The sequence below is a fragment of the Boseongicola sp. genome, assembly GCF_057460485.1.
On the sequence record NZ_JBVCWP010000202.1, the window covers coordinates 1 to 6,932 of the forward strand.

8 protein-coding genes are annotated in these 6,932 nt (G+C 57.0%); 6 read left to right on the forward strand and 2 right to left on the reverse strand.

The genetic code is table 11. From position 1 onward, the window contains the following. Positions 1-381: 381 nt before the first annotated feature. From AC221Y_RS17705 to AC221Y_RS17730, 6 genes are all read left to right on the forward strand, one after another. Positions 382-1,215 carry a transporter substrate-binding domain-containing protein gene (locus tag AC221Y_RS17705; RefSeq protein ID WP_299748847.1) on the forward strand — a complete coding sequence of 278 codons (834 nt, stop codon included), beginning with the start codon at positions 382-384 and terminating at the stop codon, positions 1,213-1,215. A 90-nt stretch (positions 1,216-1,305) separates the two neighbouring features. Then, positions 1,306-2,052 carry an amino acid ABC transporter ATP-binding protein gene (locus tag AC221Y_RS17710; protein ID WP_299748844.1) on the forward strand — a complete coding sequence of 249 codons (747 nt, stop codon included), beginning with the start codon at positions 1,306-1,308 and terminating at the stop codon, positions 2,050-2,052. Position 2,053: 1 nt separating this feature from the next. Beyond that, the gene (locus AC221Y_RS17715; protein ID WP_299748841.1) at positions 2,054-2,737 is read left to right on the forward strand and encodes an amino acid ABC transporter permease; all 684 of its coding nucleotides are present in this window, start codon (positions 2,054-2,056) and stop codon (positions 2,735-2,737) included. 3 nt (positions 2,738-2,740) lie between these two features. Beyond that, positions 2,741-3,406 carry an amino acid ABC transporter permease gene (locus tag AC221Y_RS17720; protein ID WP_299748838.1) on the forward strand — a complete coding sequence of 222 codons (666 nt, stop codon included), beginning with the start codon at positions 2,741-2,743 and terminating at the stop codon, positions 3,404-3,406. A 19-nt stretch (positions 3,407-3,425) separates the two neighbouring features. After that, on the forward strand, positions 3,426-4,367 hold the full coding sequence (locus AC221Y_RS17725; protein WP_299748835.1) for an N-carbamoyl-D-amino-acid hydrolase: 942 nt from the start codon (positions 3,426-3,428) through the stop codon (positions 4,365-4,367). Further along, on the forward strand, positions 4,352-4,972 hold the full coding sequence (locus AC221Y_RS17730) for a flavin reductase family protein (RefSeq protein ID WP_299748832.1): 621 nt from the start codon (positions 4,352-4,354) through the stop codon (positions 4,970-4,972). The genes AC221Y_RS17725 and AC221Y_RS17730 overlap by 16 nt, the downstream gene beginning before the upstream one ends. Before the next feature lie 58 nt (positions 4,973-5,030). Here the strand turns inward: AC221Y_RS17730 and AC221Y_RS17735 are convergent, their stop codons facing one another. Together AC221Y_RS17735 and AC221Y_RS17740 are read right to left on the reverse strand one after the other, a co-directional pair. Continuing rightward, the gene (locus AC221Y_RS17735) at positions 5,031-6,008 is read right to left on the reverse strand and encodes an IS5 family transposase (protein ID WP_486707894.1); all 978 of its coding nucleotides are present in this window, start codon (positions 6,006-6,008) and stop codon (positions 5,031-5,033) included. 356 nt (positions 6,009-6,364) lie between these two features. Beyond that, positions 6,365-6,932 (reverse strand): hypothetical protein (locus AC221Y_RS17740; RefSeq protein ID WP_486707895.1); only part of this gene is annotated, 568 nt, incomplete at its 5' end.

Here is a 6,932-nt window from a genome sequence, read left to right on the forward strand (position 1 = left end):
AATTTGCAACGCCATCTGGTCTCCCGGCGAACTCTCCATCAAACTCGCGCCAGGTCATTCGCTGAGTGGTTCGAAATTGCGGCTGCTTGATCTGGGGTAGCGTCGGCTATTTTGGTTCAACTGAGTTAACGTGACAAAGCCGTTCTGATTTCTCCCAGCGATTTTCCGGCGCAAGAGTTTTTCAACAAAATCGGCCGCATGCCTTTCATTGGGCAATACGCACCATTTCGCCCAAAAATTAGGCGAATAATGGCTGATGTATACTATAAACTTATCAAGCTATGCAAAACTTCATCGAAAACTGATTTTGTGCCATTGCTTGGGAAGCAACGCTGCTCAATGATTTGGTATAGACGCAAAATACCAAAGGGGATCTGTATCATGAAACGCTTTACCACCGCAGCAACACTTGCTGCATCGTTACTATTTACCGGTGCCGCAGTAGCGCAGGACAAATATACTGTCGCGCTGGACGGCACGTTCGCGCCGCACGCCATGCCCAAGCTGAGCGGCGGAATCGAAGGCTTCAATGTCGATCTGGCCAACCTGATCGGGGAACGGTTGGGCGTCGAGATGGATATCGTTGCGACGCAGTTTTCCGGCATCCTGCCGGGCTTGCAGGCGGGGACCTATGATTTTGTCGTGGCACCCACGACAATCACCGAAGAACGGGCTGGAAACTTGCTTTTCTCTGAAGGCTATCTGAACACCGACTTTTTGTTCCTTGTCGGGGCGGATGCGCCCGAAATCACAGATATGAAGGAATTTGCCGGTAAAGTGATTGCGGTCAACAAAGGGTCAGCCTACGACAGTTGGGCGCGCGAATTAGCGGATGAGATTGGCTGGACAGTCGAAAGCTATGGTACCAACACCGACGCGGTTCAGGCCGTGGTGTCGGGCCGCGCCTTTGCCAATGTGGCGGGCAACACCGTGTCGGCGTGGGCCGCGCAGAAAAACCCGAACGTAAAGCCCAGCTACCTGTTCTCGACCGGGAAAGTCTGGGGCATGCCGTTCCGCAAGGGCGACGAGGAGCTGCGCGCCACAGTGGAAACGGTGATAGAATGCCTCAAGATCGACGGCACGATCGCAAAACTGCATGAAAAATGGTTCGGTATGCCACCCGCAGCGGGATCGGCCGCGGTCACGCCCATCGCCGGGTTCGGAGAGCCGGGCTACGAAGGGTATGTGGACGACGGGCACGAGCCGTCTTGCTGATCCTGGCGTTAGACTGGCGTAAAATATGACTGTGATGCGGGGGCCATCCCCGCATCACCAAACTTGCCTGACCGACCCAACGGCACTCTCATGACCAAAGCCATCCCATCTCTGGACGTGCGCAACCTACGCAAATCCTTTGGCACGTTTGAGGCGTTGAAAGGCATTAATCTCAGCGTTTCGCATAGTGAGTTGGTCTTCGTGCTTGGGCCGTCGGGGTCGGGCAAATCGACGATGCTGCGCTGTTGCAACCGATTGGAGGAACCCGATTCCGGGGATATCCTTCTGGAAGGCGACCCTGTGACCGGGCGCGGCGTAAACCTTAACGCGATCCGCCAGCGCATCGGCATGGTATTTCAATCGTTCAACCTCTACCCCCATATGAGCGCGGTCAAAAACGTAACGCTCGCCCTGCGAAAAGTGCGCGGCATGTCGCACTCCGATGCCGAGGCGTGGGGTATGGAGGCGCTGGCGCAAGTGGGGCTGGCTGACAAAGCGAGTAATTACCCCTCCGAACTGTCCGGTGGTCAGCAACAGCGAGTCGCAATTGCCCGTGCGCTGGCGTTGGAACCAAAGGTGATGCTGTTCGACGAACCAACCTCGGCGCTGGACCCGGAACTCGTGGGCGACGTGCTAGAGGTAATGCGGGACATGCGCAATTCCGGCATGACCATGCTTGTGGTCAGCCACGAGATGACATTCGCCCGCGATGCTGCGGACCGCGTAATTTTCATGGATGAAGGCCAGATCGTGGAACAGGGGCCACCCGAACAGATTTTCGGTGCGCCGCAACGCGAGCGGACCAAGGCGTTCCTGTCGCGGGTATCGGATCACTGACATGACCCAGTGGGAGCGCTTTCTGGATACGTTTTTCAACGCCGAAGTGCTGACGCGCTATACACCGGACATCCTTGCCGGTCTCTGGGTTACGGTGCAGCTTTCATTGCTGATCGTTGTTGTAGGCATCGGTCTGGGTACTACGCTTGCGATGCTGCGCGCCTACCACATCCGTCTTCTGTCGTTGATCATCATCGTCTTTGCCGACGTCTTCCGGGCCATACCGCCGCTGGTTCTGATCTTGATCGCATTCTTCGGTTTGCCTAATGCAGGGTTGTTCCTGTCGAGCTTTGTCGTGCTGTTTGCCGTACTGACCCTGACGCTGGCAGCCTTCGCGGAAGAAATCGTCTGGGCCGGGATCACGTCGGTGGATCGCGGCCAGTGGGAGGCCGCGCGGTCCACCGGCATTGGCTTTACAGGCACGCTGGTCTGGGTAGTGCTACCGCAGGCGATGCGCATGGCGATCCCGCCTATGACTAATCGGGCCATTGCGATCACCAAGATGACAGCGCTCGGTACGGTAATCGGGGTGCCCGACATCCTCAATCAGGCGACCACGGCGCAAAGCTTTTCAGGTAATGCGTCACCGCTGATGTTGGCCGCAATTGCCTATGTGCTGCTGTTCCTACCGCTTGTGATCCTTGCCCGATGGCTGGAAAGCCGCTTTGTTTGGCGGAAGGCGTAAGCGATGGACCGGTTGATCGAACAGTTCTTCAACCTTGAGATCATGATCGCCGCATGGCCGATGATTCTTCAAGGACTAGGCGTGACGATGCTAATCTGTCTTGCTGTAATCCCGATGGGGTTGGCGGGCGGTTTACTTGCTGCCCTGGGTTCTGCAGCGAAGTCGCGCTGGATCAGATGGCCGGTAATCGCACTGGTGGATTTCTTCCGCGCCATCCCACCGCTTGTCCTTCTGATCTTCGTCTATGCCGGGTTGCCGTTCGCGGGGGTGCAGCTGTCACCTTTCATGGCGGTGGTGATTGCGTTCTTTCTCAATAACTCAGCATACTACGGCGAAATCTTCAGGGCTGGCATCCAGTCTGTCGGCTACGGTCAAAGCGAAGCCGCGCGATCCACCGGCCTTAGCGCGCCCCAGACCCTGGCGTATGTCGTATTGCCCCAAGCGGTGCGCAACGTGTTGCCAGACCTCTTGTCGAACACCATCGAGGTGATCAAGCTCACGTCGCTCGCGTCGGTCGTATCGCTTGGCGAAATGCTGCACGCCGCAGATATGGCGCGGTCCATCACCTACAACGCTTCGCCCATCGTGCTGGTTGCACTTGTTTATCTCGTGCTGCTTTGGCCAATGGTGCGAGTGGTTAGCCGTTTTGGCAAAAGTTTGCACGCATGATAAATCAGGGAGAGCCACTATGCGGGAAATCGTGATTGGAGGCGCGCAGCTTGGCGCGATCCAGAAGGCCGATACTCGGGAAGCAGTGGTCGATCGCATGATCGCCTTGTTGCAGCAGGCCAAGGGTGCAGGGTGCGATCTTGTGGTGTACCCCGAACTGGCGCTGACCACGTTCTTTCCGCGCTGGTACATCGAGGACTCCGCCGAAGTTGATCAGTGGTTCGAACACGAGATGCCGAATGACGCCACACGCCCGCTATTCGATGCGGCAAAGGCAGCCAATATTGCGATCAGCTTTGGGTATGCGGAATGCACCCCGGATGGGCACCACTTCAACACCTCGATCCTGACGGATCGCGAGGCGAACATTATTGGCAAATACCGCAAGGTCCATCTGCCGGGCCATTCCGAATACGACACCGAACGCGCGTTTCAGCATCTGGAAAAGCGCTATTTTGAACCTGGCGATCTTGGCTTTCCGGTCTGGCGCAACATGGATGCGCTGATGGGCATGTGCATCTGCAATGATCGCCGTTGGCCCGAGGTCTATCGCGAGATGGGCTTGCAGGGCGTTGAATTGGTTATGCTAGGTTACAACACGCCTTCAGTGAACAGCCAGATGTCGGACGAAGGCTTGGAAAAGCGCCTTTACCATTCGGACCTGTCTATGACTGCAGGCGCGTATCAGAACGCTACATGGGTGGTTGGTGTCGCTAAGGCGGGCGATGAAGATGGCCATCCGCTCATGGGTGGGTCGATCATAGTCGATCCAAACGGCTATGTCATGGCGCGGGCCGAAACCGAAGGGGACGAGTTGATCGTGCATGCCTGTGACATGGATGCCTGCGCTTTCGGAAAGACGACGATCTTCGACTTCGGGCGGCACCGCCGGATCGAGCATTACCAGCGGATTGGCACACAGACCGGTGTTGTGCTGCCCGACGCATGGCCGACCTCCTGAATCTGGACTCTATTAGCGCACAGAACCGTTACAAACTGTTATCGGCGCTGGTGATCCCACGTCCAGTGGCGTGGGTGACGACGGTGAACGCGCAGGGTGTGGTCAATGCTGCACCCTATTCGTTCTTCAACGTGTTTGGGCGGGACCCGGCGCTGATCATTCTGGGCCTTCAGCACAAACCCGATGGCAGCGCGAAGGACACCACCCGCAACATCGACGCGGCGGGTGAATTCGTCGTCATCCTTGCCACCCCTGCGCTGATTGCGGACATGGTGAGAACGGCAGCGTCCTATGATCCGGGCGAAAGCGAACCCAATGCGTTGGGGCTGAAACTCGCACCGTCTGGCCGACGCTCCCGTTGCAATCGAATGCGAACGCATGATGGCGCTGTCGCTGAGCGCGGAACGGTCGATCCTTCTGGCCGGGCGGTTGGCTGGGCTACGCGCGACGGGTTGGTGGACACCGACACGATGTATGTCGACTGGGCCGATGATTATCCGGTCGCGCGGCTTTTCGCGGATCGGTATGCTCGGCTGGAAGAGATCGAACGGCACAGCATTCCAGATCCGTATCGACCAGAGACGTCAGGGGAGGACAGGGAATGACACGGCCGTGTTGCACAGATCAACTTAAGTGCGGAACGCGCCCTTCCCGAGACGGATTTCAGGCGGTGCGTTCGAAATTGGGCCTGCCAAGTTCGGTCATCCGGTTGAGCACGCGGACGCCAATATTGGCTTCTGTTTTCTGATTGTTGAAGGTGCGCGCCTTGAGCTTTGACCCGATAACGGTCTTCCAGCGGCCCATTAGGGATTCGCCTCGGCTCCGCTGATTGTAGCCCGATGACTTCTGCCATGCTATGCGCCCCTTGCTTTCAATCTCGGCGATATGGCGGTCGCGTGACGTCGGATGCTGCGCCGCGTTCGGACTGAATACTGCGTTCTTGGGAGGCGGAATTATGACCTCGATCATCAACCCAAACCGAGCCGCAAGCAAAACAGATGTTGGATTACCGTCATACGCACCGTCCGCCAGAAACAGGTCAGCTGGTCCATTGACTTGATCCAGCAACCCCGGCAGGGCAGTCGGATCTCCAATGTCATCCGTGGTTAGACCAGAGCAGACGATCTCACCGCTAACAAGCTCGAGACCAAGGTGTAGCTTGCGCCAACTTTTGCGTTTCGCGTTGGTTTTATGCTTCTCCTCAAGCCATGCGCCCTCGCCGAAGATCTTCAGGCCAGTGCTATCTACCACCAATTGTATTGAAACTTGGTTGTCTGTCCTTGGTCTTGGTCGCAATATCAGACCGTTACTCCGGCGCGACAACGTGGAAAAATCAGGCACTGCAATCTCCACTCCCAGCAGCGTCGCGATTGAGCGCATCAAGCCTTGGGTCTGCCGCAGCGGTTGCTTGAAGACCATGCCCAGTGTCAGGCAAAGCTCGATTGCCAGATCAGAGTAATATGGCTGACCACCAGGGGTTGTTCGACGTGGAGCCGTCCACAGTTCAAGCGCGTCGTCGCTGATCCAGACCGTCAGATCACCGCGCCGCCGCAGGCCCTCGTTGTATTCAGACCAGTTGGTCACCCGCTGCTTTCGCTTCGGAATTTTGTCACGCCGATCAGCGTTGAACTTGTGCGGCATATACAGCATCCTCAAGAGAATAAGCCGTGACCAATATCAGCCGAGTGGCGCTCCGTGCAACAAGGCCACGTAGAACTAGACCGCATACAAGATCACGTCTTTCGGAAACTGGCTTCCCTTGAAATCCACCATCACAACCTCCGCCACCCGTCATCCGGCGTCAAAAGTATAGCCACCGCAAAAGGCACTCAAGTCACGAAAACCTTGCGACACAGCCCATCGTACTTGAGTACTTGGAAAGGCATATCGCTAATCCTACTGACGCCAGTCAGTAGGATTAACAGTCACAAGTTGATCCGCGTTCTGCATCCTTCCCTTTATGGGGATTTATGACCCGGCTGCTATCTAAGGGCTGCTCATTGACGGTCTACATGGGCAACAATCCGGTCCATCTCACGCACGGCTCCGCTTTCAGCAAAATCGCTGCGGTAGGTGTTCTGCGTGAACCGATCTGTGTGACCGAGCATGTGCTGAGAGGCCCAAAGGGCATCGGGACGTTCGCGGCGTAGAAGATCATTGATCAGGGTTCTCACGAGGTGCCCGCTGATTCCAAAATCCGTTTTGAGCCGCGTGTTGAGATAACCGGCGTGCAGAACAGTCTCACCGAGGGTGAGGAGATACATGCCGTGCATTTCATCTACCCGATCATCGATCATCCAGCCTGGTCGGTCCCCGAGAAGATGTGCATCGATCAGGGCAGAGGTGCCAGGCCAGAGCGGACCCAACTCCTTCCTGGTTCGCGTCTTGCCCTGACGGATGGCGTGGTGCCAGAGCCCGTCAGCCCCCCGCGCGAGATCAACCCCGATCCTGAGGCTGCGCAAATCACCCTGTCGATCACCGGCATTTACGAGCAAAGCATAACCCATCGCCTTTTGACGAAGCCGAAACGCTGCCGTTGTGTGCGCTGGCTGCAGCGCCGCGGCC

Coding starts and splice junctions, on each gene's coding strand:
- AC221Y_RS17720 (WP_299748838.1), top strand. CDS start 2,741: ATGGACCGGTTGATCGAACAGTTCTTCAACCTTGAGATCATGATCGCC.
- AC221Y_RS17705 (WP_299748847.1), top strand. CDS start 382: ATGAAACGCTTTACCACCGCAGCAACACTTGCTGCATCGTTACTATTT.
- AC221Y_RS17730 (WP_299748832.1), top strand. CDS start 4,352: ATGGCCGACCTCCTGAATCTGGACTCTATTAGCGCACAGAACCGTTAC.
- AC221Y_RS17735 (WP_486707894.1), bottom strand. CDS start 6,008: ATGCCGCACAAGTTCAACGCTGATCGGCGTGACAAAATTCCGAAGCGA.
- AC221Y_RS17715 (WP_299748841.1), top strand. CDS start 2,054: ATGACCCAGTGGGAGCGCTTTCTGGATACGTTTTTCAACGCCGAAGTG.
- AC221Y_RS17710 (WP_299748844.1), top strand. CDS start 1,306: ATGACCAAAGCCATCCCATCTCTGGACGTGCGCAACCTACGCAAATCC.
- AC221Y_RS17725 (WP_299748835.1), top strand. CDS start 3,426: ATGCGGGAAATCGTGATTGGAGGCGCGCAGCTTGGCGCGATCCAGAAG.